Origin of the sequence: Dawidia cretensis (genome assembly GCF_018598175.1) — a bacterium.
In the GTDB taxonomy this organism is placed as follows: Bacteria; Bacteroidota; Bacteroidia; order Cytophagales; family Cyclobacteriaceae; genus Ohtaekwangia; species Ohtaekwangia cretensis.
The window spans coordinates 420594-439906 of sequence record NZ_JAHESE010000002.1 but is presented as its reverse complement, the minus strand read 5'-3'; the positions used below and the strand labels follow the sequence as shown (position 1 = coordinate 439906).

Sequence of the window (19313 nt, the reverse complement as noted above, 5' to 3'; positions counted from 1 at the left end):
TTGGGATTGTAATAGACCTGCTGCCGTTTGCTGACGGGAAAGCGCCCCGTTGTCTGGCCAAAGAGATATACATGGCCGTCTTCGTCCAGGTCTACAAAGTAACACTGGTCGGTCGCCAACGTACCCACGTACGTACCGTTGGCCGCCGCGCCGGTCGGCGTAAAGGACATTACCCAGCCGTCAATGCCACCCCACGGGGTCCTGCGAAAACCATTCAATCCGGGTATACTTCCGTTTGTACCGCCCGCCACAAAGACGTTGCCTGCAAGATCCAGCTCGAGCGAATACGCCACGTCGGTGCCGGCACTGCCGATGAAACGGCTCCAGGCAATGGCCGATAGGTCTGGCTGCAGTTTTACCAATACGGCATCCTGTATTCCACCACCGTGCGTCGACCCCGTATTCACCACCGGAAAATCGGTCGAATAGGTACTGGAAGCGAAGTAGACGAAGTCCTGCGCATCCACGATAATGTCCCCCCGTAGCGCATCGCCGTAATTCTGGTTCAGCGCGTTGTCGTTGATACCGTCGAGGTTCGTGCCGCCAATATACGTGCTCCCCAACAGCCGGCGACCATCACTGCTGAGTTTAGCGACAAACAAATCCGCGCCGTCCGCAAACTCGATGCCGCTGATCGGCTCGACTCCCGCTCCCGGATGGAAGGTCGATCCATTTGTCGCCGGGAAATGGGCCGAGCTCGTCACACCGAGCACCAGCAGCTCTCCCGCATGGTTGACCACCAGGCTCTGGGGTGTCTCCGTGCCGTCTCCCCCCAGGTAGGTAGCATACAACATCGTCGTACCCGCCGAGTCAAACTTCATAATACCGACATCCCAGAGGCCGCCCTGGTGCGCCAGGGTATAAGCACCCGGCGTTACCGGATAACGTAAGCCCGGAATGCCTTCCACAATGCCGCCGGAATACGCGTTGCTCTGCGCATCGTACGTTGCTGTAAAACCCCAGTTGTCAGCCGTCGAGCCCGAATAGCCCGAGAAGACCAGCACCGGGTCGATCACCAGCGTATAGGCCGGGTTGTATCCTTCCGGAAAATCATATCCCACCGTTTGGCCACGCAAGCTATACCGGCACGCCACGGGTATACGTCGCCCGTTTATTTCCTGGTAGGCATAAGGCTTGAGCTCCCATACTTCATTGACGGAGGTGCGAATATATAAGCTGTCGTGGATGATCGAAACTTCGTCGGCGCCGGTGTACTGCAACGCAATCGCTGACGGGTCTTGCTGGGGCGAAACAATCCATTCATATTTCATGCGCCCTTCCTGCGAACCATACACCAGGTCAATACCACAATACAAATCGTGATACCGCACACGGCTATACGCAGCAGCACCGGAAGCCCATTGCGACGGATCGTTGCCCAGGAAGAAGTTATACCGCGTTGCCACCGGCTCTTCCCCCGCGATGTATACCAACGGGTTGGACCCTACAAAGGACACATCGACGACATGTCCATCTGTAGAAGGTTCCAGGTGGTGCCCGTCGTCCGCGACAGCGGCTGTCGGCACGCCCTGTTTGGAAGCGGTCCCCTTCACCGGTCGCGGGCGATGCCCCTGAAAAAGGAATTGTAGCTTATCGCGCTGAAAAGTAACATACCCCTGCTTCACGGGCGTACCGAAGAGAATGTCCGGATGCCACTGATGTTTGTTCTCAATAAAGTGTATGCTGGTGGTACCCTTCGGATGCGAATCTGTAGCCCAGACAGTTGTCTGCACAATGACCAATAACAAAGCCAGTACACACCACCGTTGTGCCTTCCGGCACCCACATACGATCGCCAACCCACGGAAAGATCTTTTCATACGCACGATTGGCCTGCATACCGGCCATCAGCCAAGGTAACAAATATCGGTCATATCCCCTGCCGCCTTATAGACGTCTGACGGCAATCGGTCGACCACCCGAAACGTCTACCTCGCGCACGGTTTTGTCCACCTGGCCCGTTTCCACCAAACCCACCACCGGCAAGCCCCGTATTTTTGAATCAGAAAGCAACAAACAATGTATATGAAATCCACAAACGCAATCATAATAGGTGTTGGAATCGCCCTCATCGCCTTCCTGGCCGCATTCACCACGCCACCGGCCACCACAGTAAAACACACCGTACCGGCAACCGGCGTCAGGGGGTTTGCCTTGCTGGAGCTTTTTACCTCCGAAGGATGCTCCAGCTGTCCCCGTGCGGATGACTTGCTGGCCAAAGTTCAAACCGAAGCAAAAGGCCAGGCCATCTACGTGCTCGCCTATCACGTCGACTATTGGGATCGCCTGGGGTGGAAAGATAAATTCAGCAACGCCTTATTCTCGGAACGCCAGCGCACATACGCCGGCCACCTGCAGAGCGGTTCCGTCTATACACCCCAGATCGTCATCAATGGCAATAAAGAATGCCTGGACTGGAATGCCTCGACGCTACAGGAAAACATCTCAAACGCCCTGACGACCGCCGCAGATGCAACACTCGATCTTCACGTGATACAAAACAATCGCTCGCTTACCGTAAAATACCAGGCAACGGGAAAGACAGACGCTAATCAGTTACTGATCGCATTGGTCCAAAAACACGCTGTCAATAAAATAAGTCGCGGTGAGAACGAAGGAAGAATGTTAACCCACGCCCAGATCGTACGGGTATTGACCACCGTCAACCTGAACGCCGGCCTACAGGGCACCAACGTTATCGAGGCTCCCTCGGACTTCACCGGCAACGGCTGGGAGATCGTCGGCTTCTTACAAAACACCAACAACGGCGCTATTACCGCGGCAACAAGCACACCCTTGAACAACTAAACGTAATCAAAACAAACTATATGAAAACGAAACACGTCCTGACCATGCTCCTGCTCGCCGTCGCCGGCCACCACACACAAGCCCAGGTACCGGGACTACCCAACCCCAGCCCTACACAAACGATCGACCAGGAAATCGGCCTCGGCCATGCGCTTGTCACCTATTCCCGGCCCAACGTAAAAGACCGGAAGATCTTTGGCGGCCTTGTACCCTTCGGCACCGTATGGCGCACCGGCGCAAACACCGCCACCGAGATCACATTTTCAGAAGACGTAAAGCTCGAAGGCCACAACGTATCCGCCGGAACATATTCCCTGTTCACCATACCCGACAAAGATCAGTGGACCATCATTTTGAACAAAGCCGTGAAAGAATGGGGCGCCTATAGTTACAAGCCCGAAAACGATCTGCTCCGTTTCACCGTGAAGCCCGCGCATATCAACGACAAGCATGAAACGTTCGCCATCCAGTTTGCAAACTCAACGACGAGCTCCGCAGACCTGCAAATTGTGTGGGACTATACCGCGGTCACCGTTCGTGTAACCGTCGATGACGATGCGAAGATTACCGCCACCATCGAAGAACTGATGAAAGCCGAGCACAACAGCAACCTGGTATATTTTAATGCGATCCAGTATTACTATAACAACAACAAAGATGCCGACAAAGCCCTGGGCTGGATAAAAAAAGCAAAAGCCGATGTGCCTGCTAACCCGGCGTTTCCCCTCTTCGAGTCACGCTTCCTGCTGCGCAAAGGTGATAAGGCCGGCGCCGTAGCCGCCGCCGAAGCAGGCATCAAGGTAGCGAAAGAGCGTCAGTTCGATGAGTATATCAAGCTACTGTCCGAAGTGCTCGCGCAAGCCAAAGGCAAATAGCATGGCAATGCTGGCACACGGCTGCAGTCGTCCAATAAAATATAACTCAAATGAAAACACTCCTATCACTAACCGTCGGCCTACTTCTCACCTTCGCCGCACACAGTCAAATACTCCAGCCCGTCACCTGGCGCTACACCGCTGAGAAAACATCCGCGACCACAGCGACTGTCTCCATCACCGCTACCATCCAGGACGGCTGGCACATCTACGGACAAACCGTGCCCGCGCTTACCTGCTGGGCAAGCTAAAGTTTGCACACGACAGCAATCTGACACACATCACCGTTCCCCGGCTATTCCTGTCCATCGCTGCATTTGCCTTTGCTCTTTACATGGTACCCGGACTGTGGGGCGCTCCCCTAAAATCGATCTCGGCCTTCCTGCCACCGCAGACCAGCCAGGACTTCGATCTTTATACCCCGACGCTGTTTGCAGAAACCGGCGCATCGCCAGGGCCGAAGGCAGCCGACGCCGGCCAACCCGCACGCAAGTATGAAACCCTGTTTGATAAACCGCTCCACCTCGATCCATTCTTCGACTACCAGGAAGGATTGGCCTATGCGAAAGCGAATCACAAACCGGTACTCATCGACTTCACCGGACATGCCTGCGTCAACTGCCGCAAAATGGAAGCGGCCGTATGGCCCGACAAGAACGTCTACCCCTTCCTGAAGCAAGAGTATGTTCTCATTCAGCTCTATGTAGACGACAAAACAGAATTGCCTGTCGACGAACACTATGTCAGCCAATTCAGTAAGCGCAAGATCACCACGATCGGCGGCTTGAACAGCGACATCCAGGCCACGCGCTTCAACACCAATTCGCAACCGTTCTACGTATTACTCGATCCCACAACGCAGGCACCATTGGTGCCGCCGCAAGGCGCAGACTACGATTCTATAAGTTATGCTAACTACCTGCAATCAGGTCTCGACGCCATAATAAAATAAGTGTGTGAGCGAGAGCGAACACTCTTTCACTTCGCTCTCACGCTCACACTCACGCTGATCTCTATCCTTCTCCGCGCAAAATCTGTAACGGCGGCGCACTAATCACATCGCGCGAGTTCCACCAGCCGATCACCATCGTCAGCAGCACCACGCCCCCACCAATCAGCAGCAACTCCGCCCAATCAAAGGCAAAGGTGATCTCGAAGAAAAACCGTGTCAGCAACCAGCCCCCGCCCAACGACAGGATCATGCCCGTCAATGCCGAGAACAAGCCGAGCCACGCATACTCGATCAACGTGATCATCGTGATTTGACGCGTCCGCGCGCCGATCGTGCGCAGCAATACATTCTCCTTCTTCCGCACAAACTTGCTGTTGATCACCGCGCCGGCCAATACAATCAACCCTGTCAGGATGCTGAACAAGGCCAGGAACCGGATCACCAGTCCCAGGTCGTTAAACAGCTTATTAATAGTACCCAATATCAACTGCAAATCAATCAACGACACATTCGGGTATTGCTGCACCAGCTGTTGCTGGAAGCGACTGGCCTGCTGCCGGTCGGTGATGCGCGTCGATGTAACGTAGATCTGTGGCGCATATTCCAGCACGCCCGTCGGAAACACAAAAATGAAATTGGGTGGATCCTTCGGCCAGTCTATCTTACGCACGCCTGCAAGGTATACCGTCATGGGAACACCCTGCATATCAAACACCAGCGAATCACCCATTGTTATATCCAGTCGCTCGGCGACGTCTTCCGACACCGTCACCCATACCGAGTCCCTACCCGCTTTCTTATGCTGCACCTCTCCTTCCAACAATTCCTCGGATCGGGTCAACGTGTCGCGATAGGTAATGCGGTATTCGCGCGTCAACGCCCAATTGGACCTTTGCTGTGTGGTATCGGCCGTCAGGCTTTCGATTGTCTTGCCCTTCACCTCGCGCAAGCGACAAGTAATGATCGGCACCACCTGGTTTACCTTTAATTTATTATCCTCCATCAGCTTGATCACGCCGTCCCGCTGCTCGCGTTGAATATCAAAAAGAATGGTATTCGATTGATTCTCCTGCCCGGTAAACTCCACCTGCGACAGCATACTCGCCTCAATCACGTTCAGCATCGAGATGATGAATGCGCCCAACCCGATCGTGACCAGCAGCACGCGCGTCTGGTTATTCGGCCGGAACAAACTCGACAGCGAGTGCCTAAGCACGAAGCCTGCGTTGGTTGGAAAGAACCGGCGCACGGCCCAGAGCAACCCCATCGCCACGCCCGTCAGGGCGAGCAACGCGGCTAATAGTCCCAGGAAAAAGAATGTACCCGTAAGCCAACTGCGGGTCTGCCAGGCGGCGAATGCCAACGGAAAAAATCCGATCAGCACCAACGCCGCAAATTGTGTCTTGGAATACCGTTGTGACGTACCGGACTGTGCCCGCAATACCGTCAGCGGCGGGACAAAGCGCACGGCCACCAGCGGCAACAACGAGAATAAAAACGAAACGACCGTCCCGAGTAGCACCCCCAGGATCAGCGGACTCCACGAAAAAGTAAAGCCCACCTCAAAAGGAATAATATCTTTTAACAGCAGGGGCAGCACCTGGGTGATCCCGATGCCCAGCAACGAGCCGATCACACTGCTGATCACCCCCAGCACAAAGATCTGAATGAAGTATATATTGAACGCTTGCCATCCCGACGAACCAATACACCGCAGCACCGCCACTTCCTCCCGCTTCTCGCCGGCATAGATGTGTACCGAGCTGGCCACACCGATACAGCCGAGGATCAACGCCAAAAAGCCCAGCAACGAAAAGAACCGGTAGATAGACATAAAGCCCTCGCCCAACCCTTCCTTCCGCGATTGCACGGTATCGAATGAATACCCACGCTGCTTCACGACCGGCCCCAGCGACTCCTCCAGCACCTTCGTGCCCGCATCGTTAGCCGTTTTGAAATAGCGTTTATAGGTCACCCGGCTACCATACTGTACCAGGCCTGTCAAGTCGAGCTCGCGCAACGGAATGTATACCGACGGCGTAAACGTACTCATCACCCCGCCCCCGCCGGGAATCTTCTCCACCACACCGGCGACAGTAAATACACTATTCCCGAGGCGAATCGAATCACCCGAGCTCACCTCAAATTGCGTGGCCAGCGAAGCATCCAACATGGCATAACGTCCTCCCTGTAGCTTGGCAGCCGCATCCACGGGTTGCGTCTCTATCTTTCCGTAAAACGGAAACCCCTCGGTCACCGCCACCACGCGGATCAGCCGCGATTCATTGGACCGCGTAAACAATACCATCGATGCCATGTCGGCTTCCGATGCCTGCGGCAGTTTCGTCGAGTCGAACAACGCCTGCAGCTCGCTCCCAAACTTCTTATCACCGCTTACAGCAAAGTCGGCCCCTAACAGCTCCTTCGCATTGCGGTCGATGTCGCCTTGCAACGTCCGGTTCAGCGAGTCAAGCGCCACCACGGCCGTGATTCCGGTAATGAGCGAGGCCGCGAACAGGAACAGGCGGGAGAAGTTATGCCGCGCATCACGCCAGGCCATGGACCACACCCACCGGTCGCGGAACACCGGCCGCACCCTGCGCTTCAACTTGATATAGTATTCCATCATACCACCATGCGCCCTCCCCGCATCTTGATCACCCGTTGCGTCATGGCCGCCAGCTCCAGGTTATGCGTCACCAGCACCAGCGTGGTATTTTGTTCCTTGTTCATGCCAAAGATCAGCGACGTGACATGCTTCGCATTCTCTTCGTCCAGGTTGCCCGTGGGCTCGTCGGCAAAGAGGATCTTGGGGTCGGTCATAAAGGCTCGGGCGATCGCCACCCGCTGCTGCTCCCCCCCCGACAACTGCGACGGGTAGTGGTTGAGGCGCCCGGACAAGCCCACGCGGTCCAGCAGGGCTTTTGCCTTGGGGGCCACGTTGCGCTCCCCGCGCAGCTCCAGCGGCACCATGACATTCTCCAGTGCCGTCAGCGTCGACAGCAGCTGGAAGTTTTGGAACACAAAGCCCACATATTGGTTACGCAGGTAGGCACGGTCGTCTTCGCTCATGGCCTGTAACTTAAAGTCCATCAGCGAGATCGTACCCGATGTGGCCACGTCCAGGCCGGCACACAGCCCCAGCAAGGTGGTCTTGCCGCTACCCGATGGTCCGATGATGGCCAGGGAATCGCCCTGCTCCACGGAAAAGGATACGTCGTCTAATACGGTGAGAGAATTTTCGGCGGTGCGGTAAGTCTTTGTAAGATTTTCGGCCCGGAGCACTACGTTCGGCATAGTTTTGAATATCGATTAGTAGCAATTAAGCGTTAAACGTTTAAAATTGTTTCAGAATCCTTAAAAACGTCAAGATTTACCATATGGTCGGAAGAATTGCCCTGTTTATTTCATGCCTCCTGTTATTTCAAGCCACCACGGCCCCGGTAACGATCCTTTTCTACGGCGACAGTCTCACCGCCGGCCACGGCCTGAACTCCCCTGACCAGGCCTTCCCCACCCTGGTAGAGAAAAAACTCATCGCCCAGGGCAAACAGGTAAAAGTCATCAACGCCGGCCTCAGCGGCGAAACCTCCGCCGGTGGCCTCTCCCGCCTGGACTGGGTTCTCCGTCAACCCGTTGACATTTTTATCTTGGAGTTGGGTGCCAACGACGGCCTCCGAGGCCTGCCCCTCGACCAAACCCGCAAGAACCTGCAGGCGATCATTGATAAGGTAAAAATCAAGAACCCGAACGTAAAGCTGGTCATTGCCGGCATGATGGTGCCGCCCAACCTCGGTGCAGATTATACCACCAGCTTCCAGAAGATTTATCCTGAGTTAGCAAAGAAAAATAATGCGTCATTAATACCCTTCCTGCTACAGGGCGTGGCAGGTGATGAGAAGCTGAATATTCCAGATGGGATTCACCCGAATCCCGCCGGGCATAAGATTGTTGCTGAGAATGTGTTGAAGGTGGTGGGGCCATTAGTGAAGTGACCCCTGACGCGGCGCGTGCGCGACACGGTCGGAATCCGATAAATCGCGACGGGCATGATTATTCCGGAAAATGTGTTAAGCGTTGGCGCAACTTCAAAATATTACTTTAATCTCGCAAGAAGCTTAAATGATCTGAGATAGTCACTATCTACATTGATCGTTCGAATTGTTTCATACTTAAAATTAAAATCTTTCAACCACATTCCTTTAGTACTCAATAGTTTCATCCGAAAGGACTTCTTACTTACAGATATTACCTTGCCGACCAACGTCGATTTTTGATTATGAAGGCAGACTTGTATCAACCGTTCCTCGTCTAAGAACTGCTTAAATAGAGCTTCATCATTATTTAAATCAAACGCTGGAAATGATATCTCGGAAAATTCATTCTTAGCCGTCATCACCTCGTTCATAAACTCGAGATCGTTGGAATAAACTTCACGAAGAACATACTTTCTTCCTATAAAAAGGAACCCGTCAATGATAAAATCCATCGGATTATCCTTAAGCAACATCCATCTTTTCCCATTTTTTAGAAAAATTCCGGGCTCGGGCCGTTCGAACCCTCGAACTTTAATATAACGATACTTTCCCATCAGTTTTGTTTTCGTTTCTTCGAATCCTTTGTCCTATACCTGTTCGAATCAGCTTTCTCCCCTCCCTTATCTTTTTGCTTCCTCGCCCTACCTCTTTCATGTGTCTCCCTATTCGCATTGTTCTGGTTAGATGTGTGTTCAGACTCTTCGCCATATCTTGAATTACTGCTAGCCTGTTTCTTTTGTTTCTTCTGCTGCTGCCTTTCTGTTCGAGTAGGTTTATTATTATCATCTTTCTCCTTACTTGACATCCTCAGAATAAGCGAAACGAGATTTTCTACGTTAATAGTGTTAGGGGGAGGAGTTATAGAAAGCAAATTAGCCAAACCGGGAACAAGCACTACAAGTTCCTCCAATGCAGCTACACTGACATTTGCCTCGAGCATTTCAATCCCGAACAAATTATCATAATTTTCACCCTCTTCAAAACGGATCAACCCGACAGTGTTCTGATCTGATAGATTCAAATCTTCCGCCGGAAATCCTTCGGGGTAAACTTCTTCCACATAGCCTTCAAGCGCATTGAAGTAAGTTGCCGTCTGATAAATATTTACAGTCGCCGCATTACCATTCTTAGAAAATTCACCCCCTGTTTCGCGAGCAAATCGTCGCGCTTGCCTGATGTGCTTACTTTCCCATGGCCAATTACCATCAGGATCTACATAGCGAATGGGACTATCGAAAGCATAATTATAGGGAGAGTAGTTGGTGCCCCTTTCCGCCGAATTATCAACTGCACCCCATCTCCCAATCTCCGGCATATACATCCGCGCCCCGTAATCCAACCAATCCAGCCCCAGCTCATTCTGCTTCTCCTTACCATTATAAAGATAACGCTGTTCCGCCCCATTCTGACGTGCAATAGAGTTAAAATTCATCCCAAACGCATAATAGTCATCCATCGCCACAATCGCCGACGGCGTATGCGTAAACGTCACATCGTCATAATAGATATCCACAAACGTCGGGTGCTCGTTGCTCACAAATACATACGCAAACCCAGATTCCGGCGCGGTAGCCGTGATGCTTACCTCATCGTGCGGCTGTTTTATCGTGGCGCTAGTCTGCGCCCCGGTCGTCGTCATCTGATCCCACGCGGCATCCACCAGGTTGTGGTCCTTGTCGAAAAACAAAATTGTAACAAAGGCCTTCGGTGCCGATTCATCGTCATCCAAATGATCGCCATTGGCCACCAAGCTTGCATAGCTATTCAGTCCCTGGTAAACCGCCAACTGATCACCCGTGGACCTAGCCGATACCCCGAACGCCGCCGCCAGCGAAGTGATCAATGAGTTGGTGTTCGCTGTACCGCTCACATTCATATATTTACCATAGGCTATTGCGCTGATTACGTCGCCCGGCATCACGGCAAAAGTCTTCGCCACCCCTACGCGGCCATTTGCACCACCGTTGAGTTTCTGAACATTCTGCTTGACCGTACCCAGGTCGGTATGATCGACCAGATCATACGGCGAATTGCTATAGTTCTCAAACGTACCGTCGTTCTCACCCTCAAAATCTGTAGCAAAACTTTGCGCAGTGATCGGCCTGGACGTAAATGTCAGGCGTACGTTGCCCAGGTGATCTTTCAAAAAGTATTGATATTCCGGATCTTGGTTCTCCAGCTTGACCAGCTCGAACTCATTGATGAAGAACTGCTCCCCGGAACGCGCAGAAGCCCAGGCCACCCCGACTTCCAGGCTCGTCCCCCCCGCCGGGATAGTAATCTCCTGCTCTACCCAGGACTCCGCTCCATTATTAGCAGAACCATACGGCAACACTGCGGCCGGCAAATTTTGCAGTATGCCATTAACCTTGAACTGGATCCGCGCGTCGCTGCTCAATCCTGCGCCACCGCTCCCGCGATAACCCTTCACCCGCACCTTATACCGTTCACCGGCTTGCACCGATACAGCGCTTCCTACAGGCAAGATACCTGACAGAGACCCGGTGGCAACGGCTACTGCCCGGATATAATGTTCTTCACCAACGACGACGTTAGAGAGTGTTGCATTCACTGCAGTTACTTCATCCAGGCTCTCGCCGGTATTGGCGATCACCGTCTTATTGCCGGCCATGACGATCCGGCCCTCTTCATGGTTGATGAACTGCAATACATCACTCTCGTACACAAATTCACCAATATAGTCCGTTTGTTTGCTGGCACTGATAAAATCTACCTGCTGCATCAGCTTACGGCCCATGGCATCATAAATGTACCGAACAGTGTTCTCGCCCCGCGTCACCATATCCGGGAGGTTCAACACATTGTAGCTAATTCCAGCCGTGGTTCCCACTCCAATTCGTTTGTTCAGATCGCGGGTCATGTTGCCGTTTTCGTCGTATGTATAGTCACTGTCGGTGTCCGTACCTTCGGTAAAGCCCGCCTTTTTGTCGCCCGTATCCGCCACCTTTAATAACTGATTGCTCTGTGTTGCGCCGGTGCCGTAGTCATAGCTCAGCAAGTCCATCGTGCCCGTCGTACGCCCATCATTACGCTTAAGTTGCAGGATATTGCCGTTCAGGTCATACTGAATATCACGCTCGGCATACTGGCCATCCGTATACGCGAGCCAGCTATCTGCTCCCTGCGGCGTAACGGTGCGTTCCTGGAATAATGAGCTTACCAGCCGGTTCATCGGGTCGTAGTTATAGGTGTAGCCTTTTTGCTGCACCGGACTTAACCCCAGATTGTTGCTCCAGGTTACACCACTGATGTTCCCATTGTAGGCAGCGGTATTGCCCAGGCCGGTGTCCACGACGTTGTACGCCAGGTTCATTCCGAAATAATCGTTTGTATCGTCGTTGCTGTCGTCGGCCGTCAGGGCCGCGTTGTTGATGGACGTCAACCATCCGCGAATGTTATAGCGATAGTCTACGGATTGTTGCGCTGCAGCGCCCTGCACGCCGTGCAGACCTTTATCTACGGCTTGTCCCAGCTCGTTATACGCGCTTTTGGCGAGCAACACTTCCGTGATACCGGTGCCATGGCCCAAACTGTGGTACAGCTCCGTCAGCCTGCCGCCATGGTCATACACATACCTGCGGTTTACTTCTTGAGTCAGTTGGGAAAACGACGATTTGATATTCACAAACGAACCATAGCGATCGGAAAATGCAACGTCCACCAGCAACTGGCCCGTAGACGGCGTTTGCGCTACCGTGGTGCCCGCAGGATATACTTCCAACCCGTTTTGATAATACTTAATCGCTGTCCCTACCCGCGCGATGCGCAGGATATCTCCAGGCTTAAATCCTACCGCCAATATTTTTCTTTCAATGCCGCTTTCGCGGATCGCCAGCGATCCATCAACACGCAAATAAAAGGCATAGCCAATGGAAGTATAATTCGCGTCGGTGTTTTGTGCCGACAATCCCAGCATCCGGGGCTTGCCGGTCTCCGAGGCTGTAAACTCCACCCAGCCGTTTTGCCCCGCGGGTAAAATTTGCTGCGAAGCCGCCCCCGACTGCCCCCAGCTGTTGTTAGTAATATTCCTGAATATGCGGTTGCCTGTTACCCGTGTGCCTACAACATCCTTCCAGGCAAGGTCGGCCGTGGTATGCGTGGTCCGCGTGTACAATACCTTGCCGGGGAAGTCATACACAGTAGACTGCCGGTCGACACCACCACGATAGTTATCACCCACGGTCTGTATGACACGCAGCTTGTTGTCATAATACATCGCGGTCTTCAACCACGTAAACGACTGTAACGGCCACACCCGGTCTTCGTCCAATACACGCACCATGGTACCTGTGGTTGCCCCCCTGGCATCGCCGCGGGCCTCTGTCGGCTGTGTATAGGTTACGCCATTTGCCGTCCCCTGCAGAGCATCGGTATGGTACGCATAGTCGCCAGGCCACAACGTACGATAGTCGTACGAATCATAATAGCTCACCGACAGGCATTTATGCGGATCGGCCACCCCTGCAGTAGTATGCACCGGGTATGTCTTGTTTGTGTAGCCAAACATATTGCCGGCAACATTGCCGACAAATTGCTCACTCTGAGAGTTATTTCCAAAGTGCCGCATCACCTCCGTCTGCATTTGCTCGCGCGTCACGCCCCCGGCCGTATCCATTAAACCCGTCAGCACCGGACGGTTCAACTCGTCATACTTGCTGAACATCCACTGGCCTGCCGCGCGCTGGCGGCCGTCCTGTGTCAATACTATCCGGTCGCGTGCGTCATAGACCATGTAGATCACCTGTGCCCCGGGCACTCGTTTTTCAATCATCCGGCGACGCACGTCATAGCGATACTGGAATGCAAAACTGGTTAACTGGCCTGTCGTGGGCGCCTGCGGCGCAGTGCCCGATGTCAGCACCTTCACCAATTCCGGCTGCAGCACAAAGCGTAGCAAACCAAAGTCGTCGTAGATATAATAGGTGTCGGCCGTCTGATAGGGTGCGCGTTGCGCGAGAGCCCGCTTCAGGATCATATGACCGCGCTTGTCCTTAAATTCATATATCGGAACGCCATGTTCGTCGAGCGTCTCGTTAACGTAGAGAACACCTTTGCCGTGGGTTGCCGAATCTGCGCGAGGCACCGGCATTCCGGATACATCGATCTTCCAGCAGATTACCCGGTCATCCGCAGCGTTGGCCCGATATTTACGTTGAACAGACTTGTCGTTGGTATACCAATCCTGCCCCGGGCCGTACTCCTTCACGGGGCGGCTAAGCGGTGAGGGTTCCAGCGTCACTTCGCTAAAAGGCCGCGTGTCATCGGCAATCTTATTCGCAGACCCGGCACCGTAGAAGCTCGCCGCGGCGCCTTTGTAATTTCCGGTCGACTCGTCTATCAGGTCTTTATTCTGCTTATACCAGCCATCTTCACCCAACGCTATCGGCAGGTAGGTCCGTGTAGTTCTGCCAAAGGCGTCGTATACAATCGGAGTAACCAAATCGTGATGGCCGGGCGAGCCCTGCGTAACCACCGTCTGCATGGGGCGGCCAATGCCATCGAAGAATTGTGTCGCGGGGGTATTGCTTCCGATCGGCAAGTTCAACACTTCGGTGGGAGTCTTAATACCGCTCACTTGCACGGTGTTCGAAACAATATAATTTTGATCGTTATTGGAGAGGCGGCGCACGACGTAGGGCGCCGATGTATAGGGCTGCGCCGCAGCCTTCGTCACCCGCACCTTGTAGCCGCCGGAAACCTGAGTGTCGAATGTTGGTCCGGTTGCTCCTGAAATGGGTGTATCGGTATCGTCCAGCCACACATAGCTGTCGTAATTTGCCGGCACAGACAGCGTGACCGGATGCCCCAGCGATGCTTCCCCACCGTTGGTCGCCGATATCACTGGCGCGGCATACCAATAAGCGGTAACGGCTTTACGACTGGTGCTTGAACAAAGCTCGGTCATCGATACCACATAAAATGTCTGCGTCTGTGTCAGGTTGAGCGTGTAGCTGTTCGCCGATACATTGGTGAGCGCCGTGCCTCCCGTAGCCTGCGTATACCAGGCATACCGCGTGGCCGCCACTACCGGCTCTACCGATACTGTAGCCGGCGCGCTGCCAGGCGCGATAACATGAGCGTCCGTCGCAGTAGAGGGTACTACCGGCGCGGATGTGATAATCGATACACCTCCCACAAACTGTGCTTCCGCGCTCCAGGTATTGGGCGCTGCCGCCAGGCGGGCACGCAGGTAAAGCGGCCCATCAGTGGTGCGGGTAATGCTTGCACCGTTGCCCAGCGTCGTGCTTTCGCCCGTCTCCGAGGTTTGCCACCACCATTCGTAAAAGCCGCCGGTGGGCGGTGATATGTTTCGCGTAATGGTCGTACTATTACAGTTGTTGGCGAAGATAAACGTCGCGGCCGGTGTCGCCAGCGTGGCACCGGTGATCGTGATGGCGGCTTCCGGATTAAATTGCCCCGCGGTAGAATAGTAGGTCAGTTTTACTGACCCTGCACCGGGCGTATCCCACAGCACCTGGCAACTGGTCGGCGTGTCTGTTCCGGGAACGAACCGGCCACCGGTCACCGTCCACCAATAGTCACCCCAGGGCGGTGCGCTGGGCGAAAACACTGCCGTATATAGCTCAACTTTTCCCAGGGCTGGCTTTCGATTACCTGCCACAGTCACCGTATACTGCTGCGCCATCACACTATTCAGGGCCGCCAGCAGAAAACTACTAACCAAAAGGGCGCGCAAAAACTTCGGGTATATCATTTGTTCAACAGGTTGTATTGAAAGTATTGTTGCAGGTTGCCGGCATCATCGCCCTGTGTGGACAGACGGCCGTTAGTGTCATAATTATAAAAAGTGGTCTTGCCAGCGCCGTCTGTAACGGACCGCACGCCGATAAAACGTTTATGCGCATAAGTGGTCATCACTGCCCCCACCGGATAAAGCCGGACATCATCAACCTTCCCCGTACCTGACAAGGCTATAGTAAAGTTATTTCCAGCAGCCAGCCCGGTCATATCCACCACGCCGTGGTACCGGCGCCAGCCGCCCTCCGTAGAAGCCTCTAGCGTTACCGGTGTGGTCGTCGCACCCTGGTGGACTGCCACGGTAGCGGTGCCTCCCGTCGCTTCGCTCTTCCAGAATTCAATCACGTACCGACCAGGCGCTAATGCCTGACTGACAACGTCGCTGGTAGTAAGCGCACATCCTTTGTCGCCCGTAAAACCGCCGGTACTGACACCACCGTCGCTGGTAAACCCATGTCCGGGTGAGTCAAATGACAGGTACCCCACCCGTGTCAGATCGTCACAGTTCGATACAGACGCCAACAGCAGGTTACTGACCTTATCCCACAAGTACAGGGTGGCCATGCCGTTTCGGTCACGCACCACCTTCGTGCGCTGTATGTCCGGATAATACTCCACCGTTACCTGCGGCGCTGCCGGATAGCCGTCGTCCGTCGCTAAACCGTTGAACGCCGTGAACGTAGCGTCGGGCTGCGTGCCCTCCCAGGTATACACCGCCGAAGGGTTGCGCGTCAGATAATTGATCTTCCGCGCCGACACCACCGCATCGTTTATGCGTACGGTCTCTTCCCGCACGTTGGCCGGTATACCGCCGCTGCCTAATTGGTATTGGTACTTATACGTATGTGTTACAGCCTCTTCTGAGGTGTACGTCGATCTACTGGCAAGCATTCGGTAAACGTTGTTATTGGCATCGTCGTACGAATACGTCTCGCGGGTAACAAAGGGAACGCTGTTTGCGTTATATTCAGTTGTTACCGATTCCACCAATCGCTGCTCGGTCTCGTCGTTGAAAGTATACATCATAAACGCATACATCTCCGTAGTCTGCTCAATCAGGCAGGTACTCGAAAGCAACTCAAAAGGGAAGCTTCTGTTTTTGGTCACAATCATCCCATACGAGGGATTGTTCCGCACACCATTACTATAATTATTCGCCACTTCTCTTACCAGAGTATTGCTTGCAGAGTACATCTTTACGCGGAGCGGCTTGCCGCGATAGGCGCTGCGCGATATCGCCGGCGTCCGCGGATATGGCTGAGGCGGTATGTCCGGTAGTCTGGGGAACTGATACTCGGTCCGTCCCAGGCTACCGCCGGCTCCGTCCGTAATGCGTTCGGTCACATACTCGTACCCCACCGAGTAGCCACCGACAAGCCTGCCTTGTGGGTTATCGTGTACAATACGTCGGATGGGACGATCAATGTGCTCGCACGTAGCGCCGCCCTGACGAATCGCATATTGTTCATAATACGGAAAAAGATTCCGAAGATCCGTAACGTTCGCGTCTAGCAGGAAGCCCGACGATACATTGTCCTGATCAGGCATGTTATATTGATACGCCTTCTGTGTTAGCAACTGACCACCTGCATCGTAGCTTGAGATCGATTTAATTCGTAGCCCCCCCGTCAAAATATCTGACGCGCCAGTAGGGGCCACAAAGATATATCCCCGACGCCGAAAAGTGAGCGTGACCCGGTTCTGTGGCTCGGTTGAAGTCCACACCGACACGGAACCTTTACCCAGGATTCCATTGCCTACGTAGTTGCCGCTTACGTTCACCCAATCGTAGAAGCTCTTTACCCGCATCTCGAGGTTTTCCGCAGCATTGAAAAACCGACTATCGTGCGCATTATACGAACCATCGATCTGCATTCTACCACCGATGTTGATTAAGAAATGTGGCTGATGTGTATACATCTTAGGCGTGTAATTTTCTTCCGTCGCGCCCGATTGTACCGCTGTCCCATACTCTACAGTACCTTCCAGTTCGGGGTACCAGGTCACCAGGTCAGCCGATATCGCGTTGTCTACGTCGTACGGTACCATCTCGTTCTTCGGTGGCCAGGCCCACGTCGCAGTCTGCGTTGGTGCCGGGCTGGTTGAGGTAGCCGTCAGGTTGCTTGATTGCATCGCATACGGTCCTACAGCGGTTCCGTTCCCCCGAACGATAAACTTATAGGTCTTCTCGATCTCGTAACGTTCCAGACCATTGTCGACCGGACTAATCCGGTTCGATTCATACTCAAACAACGTAAAGCCACCGGTGGGATATATGATCTTTTGCAAGATGGCGAACTTCGCTGCGTTAGGGTTCACATACCGGTCGGCTCCTGCTCCAAATTGCTGGCCAAGTATATTAACGTAAGGAATTTTGGAACTGTTGGTGGCGCCGTTATAGTAACCCCAATGGTCGACCGAGTTGGATCCGTAGGTCGGTTGGGTATAGGCCTCGTTGTAGCTAAATCCATATTTGTTCCCATTGACCGTCACTGTTTCGAGCTTCTTTCGGTTACAATCGCCCGTGCCACAGTTGCCGCTTGTCGCAAACGTCCCAATGTTCAGTACTACATTATAGATAAGCTCCGATTCCTTCCGTTTGTCGTATACACGGATATATGTCGGGCTGACATCGATCTGCCCATTATTGAATGTAATCCGCTGAAGACGCTTTAGGTTAACGATGGTTGTTTGCATCATCGTCTGCGGCCGCGTAGTTTGCGAGCTGTAGGAAAGGCCATTACTCGACGAATATGTTAAGCTGGAAGAGATCTCGAAAGGATACTTCTTTTGTCCCAGCCCCTGGTAGGTGTAAAAGACCCCGTCATCACCATTCGCCGACGCGATCCGCGACAGGTACCAGCTGGAGATGAAACTGCGGGCTCCGCCCTTCTCACCGCTCGTCTCCGTCGCTTCTATCTCTTCAAAATAGTATTTATCGCCGTCAGGCGTTTCGATGGTGAACGAAAGAATGCAATTCGATCCTTCCGCTCCCGTTCCGGAGCACGATCCATAAGACGGCGTGATCTTCAACGGTTGAAACGGCACCATCCTTATACCACCGGAGTTATTGAAAACAAAAGATCCCGAATATCCCGCAAAATTATACGAGAACATATCGGGCTGGGTATCAGTAATACCGGCGGCAGCCGCTTGCAGCTTCGGGATATCGGCGGTAGTCATTACATCACTATACCAGGCCGCATCGTTGCGGAAGCCGGTCGACGCGCTCTCGTCGGCGGCACCGCGAACCGAACGGGTCACTGCACCTTCCAGCGACAACGACCAGCCCAGACCAATCCACGATCCTTCATCGTTCACTTTGTTCCCACCTGCATGATACGATAACTGCGCAGGTAAGGTGATATCACCGGAACTCACCGTAAACAGCGGCACGCTGATGTTCGGCACACCATACGCCATGTTCACCTCAAACTGCGCATACTTGCCCAGCGAAGCCGCCTGCGGCGATGGCGGAACAACGGGACTATAACCGATCTCATCAAATTGATCGATCGAGTTACTGACACCGCCGCTCTGACTAAACGCCTCGCGGGACCAACCCAGGATACACAATACGCCCACCAGCGCATAGCGGCTCGCCCTGACTAACTTGAAAGGAATATTCATATAATAAAAGATGACATGATAATGGACGGATCGACATTGACCTGCAACGCTACCCCACCTGACGACGGGAACAGAATAGTCATGACAAAGCACATGGCTTCGCTTAGAAACAACTTCACGATAGGTTAATGGCAATAATGACATTTCAAAGATGAAGAAAGACTGCCAAAAATCAATACCTAATAACAAATTAAATTCGAAATAGGCCGTTCAATCGTTTAAACCGTGCGT

Annotated in this window: 12 protein-coding genes; 5 read left to right on the top strand and 7 right to left on the bottom strand. The window is 53.4% G+C overall.

From position 1 onward, the window contains the following. A partial coding sequence (locus KK062_RS05220) for a DUF7948 domain-containing protein (RefSeq protein WP_498366324.1) occupies positions 1-1820 on the bottom strand: 1820 nt, incomplete at its 3' end. Positions 1821-2025: 205 nt separating this feature from the next. On the opposite strand from KK062_RS05220, the gene KK062_RS05215 reads away from it, so the two are divergent. The 4 genes from KK062_RS05215 (at position 2026) to KK062_RS05200 (ending at position 4635) form a co-directional block, all read left to right on the top strand. Next, positions 2026-2808 (top strand): DUF1223 domain-containing protein, encoded by a 783-nt coding sequence (locus KK062_RS05215; protein ID WP_254083195.1) that lies wholly within the window; start codon positions 2026-2028, stop codon positions 2806-2808. A 20-nt stretch (positions 2809-2828) separates the two neighbouring features. Continuing rightward, the gene (locus KK062_RS05210) at positions 2829-3683 is read left to right on the top strand and encodes a DUF2911 domain-containing protein (RefSeq protein WP_254083194.1); all 855 of its coding nucleotides are present in this window, start codon (positions 2829-2831) and stop codon (positions 3681-3683) included. A 50-nt stretch (positions 3684-3733) separates the two neighbouring features. Then, on the top strand, positions 3734-3934 hold the full coding sequence (locus tag KK062_RS05205) for a hypothetical protein (protein WP_254083193.1): 201 nt from the start codon (positions 3734-3736) through the stop codon (positions 3932-3934). A gap of 83 nt (positions 3935-4017) precedes the next feature. Then, positions 4018-4635 carry a thioredoxin family protein gene (locus tag KK062_RS05200; protein WP_254083192.1) on the top strand — a complete coding sequence of 206 codons (618 nt, stop codon included), beginning with the start codon at positions 4018-4020 and terminating at the stop codon, positions 4633-4635. 61 nt (positions 4636-4696) lie between these two features. On the opposite strand, the gene KK062_RS05195 is transcribed toward KK062_RS05200, so the two are convergent. Beyond that, the gene (locus KK062_RS05195; protein WP_254083191.1) at positions 4697-7264 is read right to left on the bottom strand and encodes an ABC transporter permease; all 2568 of its coding nucleotides are present in this window, start codon (positions 7262-7264) and stop codon (positions 4697-4699) included. Next, entirely contained in the window at positions 7261-7932 is a 672-nt protein-coding gene (locus KK062_RS05190; RefSeq protein ID WP_254083190.1) for an ABC transporter ATP-binding protein, read from the bottom strand. The genes KK062_RS05195 and KK062_RS05190 overlap by 4 nt, the downstream gene beginning before the upstream one ends. A gap of 83 nt (positions 7933-8015) precedes the next feature. Here KK062_RS05190 and KK062_RS05185 point away from each other — a divergent pair, with 83 nt between their 5' ends. After that, positions 8016-8630 carry an arylesterase gene (locus KK062_RS05185; RefSeq protein WP_254083189.1) on the top strand — a complete coding sequence of 205 codons (615 nt, stop codon included), beginning with the start codon at positions 8016-8018 and terminating at the stop codon, positions 8628-8630. 101 nt (positions 8631-8731) lie between these two features. On the opposite strand, the gene KK062_RS05180 is transcribed toward KK062_RS05185, so the two are convergent. Genes KK062_RS05180 through KK062_RS30685 form a run of 4 tightly spaced genes read right to left on the bottom strand, consistent with a single transcriptional unit; the run spans position 8732 to position 19201 of the window. Beyond that, positions 8732-9226, bottom strand: a complete 495-nt coding sequence (locus KK062_RS05180; protein WP_254083188.1) for a hypothetical protein — start codon at positions 9224-9226, stop codon at positions 8732-8734. Further along, positions 9226-15408, bottom strand: a complete 6183-nt coding sequence (locus tag KK062_RS05175; RefSeq protein ID WP_254083187.1) for a DUF6443 domain-containing protein — start codon at positions 15406-15408, stop codon at positions 9226-9228. Before KK062_RS05175 ends, KK062_RS05180 begins: the two co-directional genes overlap by 1 nt. Next, on the bottom strand, positions 15405-19082 hold the full coding sequence (locus KK062_RS05170) for a hypothetical protein (protein WP_254083186.1): 3678 nt from the start codon (positions 19080-19082) through the stop codon (positions 15405-15407). Before KK062_RS05170 ends, KK062_RS05175 begins: the two co-directional genes overlap by 4 nt. Further along, positions 19079-19201, bottom strand: coding sequence for a hypothetical protein (locus tag KK062_RS30685; protein WP_262899150.1), 123 nt, complete (start codon positions 19199-19201; stop codon positions 19079-19081). Before KK062_RS30685 ends, KK062_RS05170 begins: the two co-directional genes overlap by 4 nt. Positions 19202-19313: the final 112 nt, after the last annotated feature.

Bases quoted from the DNA above. Each gene is read 5' to 3' on its own strand.
- KK062_RS05215 (WP_254083195.1), top strand. From the start codon at position 2,026: ATGAAATCCACAAACGCAATCATAATAGGTGTTGGAATCGCCCTCATC.
- KK062_RS05210 (WP_254083194.1), top strand. From the start codon at position 2,829: ATGAAAACGAAACACGTCCTGACCATGCTCCTGCTCGCCGTCGCCGGC.
- KK062_RS05205 (WP_254083193.1), top strand. From the start codon at position 3,734: ATGAAAACACTCCTATCACTAACCGTCGGCCTACTTCTCACCTTCGCC.
- KK062_RS05200 (WP_254083192.1), top strand. From the start codon at position 4,018: ATGGTACCCGGACTGTGGGGCGCTCCCCTAAAATCGATCTCGGCCTTC.
- KK062_RS05195 (WP_254083191.1), bottom strand. From the start codon at position 7,264: ATGATGGAATACTATATCAAGTTGAAGCGCAGGGTGCGGCCGGTGTTC.
- KK062_RS05190 (WP_254083190.1), bottom strand. From the start codon at position 7,932: ATGCCGAACGTAGTGCTCCGGGCCGAAAATCTTACAAAGACTTACCGC.
- KK062_RS05185 (WP_254083189.1), top strand. From the start codon at position 8,016: ATGGTCGGAAGAATTGCCCTGTTTATTTCATGCCTCCTGTTATTTCAA.
- KK062_RS05180 (WP_254083188.1), bottom strand. From the start codon at position 9,226: ATGGGAAAGTATCGTTATATTAAAGTTCGAGGGTTCGAACGGCCCGAG.
- KK062_RS05175 (WP_254083187.1), bottom strand. From the start codon at position 15,408: ATGATATACCCGAAGTTTTTGCGCGCCCTTTTGGTTAGTAGTTTTCTG.
- KK062_RS05170 (WP_254083186.1), bottom strand. From the start codon at position 19,082: ATGAATATTCCTTTCAAGTTAGTCAGGGCGAGCCGCTATGCGCTGGTG.